Below are 1,154 nucleotides of genomic sequence, written 5' to 3'. Positions count from 1 at the left end.
ACACCCGTTGAAAAGGGTCTGGATGACTTGTGGCTAGGGGTGAAAGGCCAATCAAACCTGGAGATAGCTGGTTCTCCGCGAAAGCTATTTAGGTAGCGCCTCGGACGAATACCTGCGGGGGTAGAGCACTGCATGGATGATGGGGGCCCACAGCCTTACTGAGTCTAAGCAAACTCCGAATACCGCAGAGTACTATCCGGGAGACACACGGCGGGTGCTAACGTCCGTCGTGAAGAGGGAAACAACCCTGACCTGCAGCTAAGGCCCCTAATTCGTGGTTAAGTGGGAAAGCATGTGGGACGGCCAAAACAACCAGGAGGTTGGCTTAGAAGCAGCCATCCTTTAAAGATAGCGTAACAGCTCACTGGTCTAGATAAGCTGTCCTGCGGCGAAGATGTAACGGGGCTCAAACCACGAGCCGAAGCTCAGGATGCACAGCGATGTGCGTGGTAGCGGAGCGTTCTGTGATATAGAACGCTGTCTGTTCTGGCTTAGGTCAGCGCAGACAATGTTCTTTCTGTGAAGCCGGGCTGTAAGGCATCCGGTGGAGAGATCAGAAGCGAGAATGTTGACATGAGTAGCGACAAACAGGGTGAGAGACCCTGTCGCCGAAAGTCCAAGGGTTCCTGCTTAAAGCTAATCTGAGCAGGGTAAGCCGGCCCCTAAGGCGAGGCCGAAAGGCGTAGTCGATGGGAACCAGGTTAATATTCCTGGGCCAGGAGGAAGTGACGGATCTCGAAGGTTGTCAGGTCTTATCGGATTGATCTGGCCGCTTAGAGGTTCCTGGAAATAGCCCTCCATGAGACCGTACCCTAAACCGACACAGGTGGACTGGTAGAGAATACCAAGGCGCTTGAGAGAACCACATCAAAGGAACTCGGCAAAATACCTCCGTAAGTTCGCGAGAAGGAGGCCCCACGTGCACGCAAGTGTGTGTGGGGGGCACAAACCAGGGGGTGGCGACTGTTTACTTAAAACATAGGGCTGTGCGAAGCCGCAAGGCGACGTATACAGTCTGACGCCTGCCCGGTGCTGGAAGGTTAAAAGGAGGGGTGCAAGCTCTGAATTGAAGCCCCAGTAAACGGCGGCCGTAACTATAACGGTCCTAAGGTAGCGAAATTCCTTGTCGGGTAAGTTCCGACCTGCACGAATGG

At 54.1% G+C, this 1,154-nt stretch carries 1 rRNA gene; it reads left to right on the top strand.

Features of this window, described 5'->3' with window-relative positions:
- A 23S ribosomal RNA gene (locus tag ACSHZY_RS18860) occupies positions 1-1,154 on the top strand; the annotation flags it as partial.

This window comes from Falsirhodobacter sp. 1013 (assembly GCF_051195255.1).
Lineage (GTDB): Bacteria > Pseudomonadota > Alphaproteobacteria > Rhodobacterales > Rhodobacteraceae > Falsirhodobacter.
Note: the sequence above shows the minus strand (reverse complement) of the source record. Positions and strands in the feature narration are given on the sequence as shown.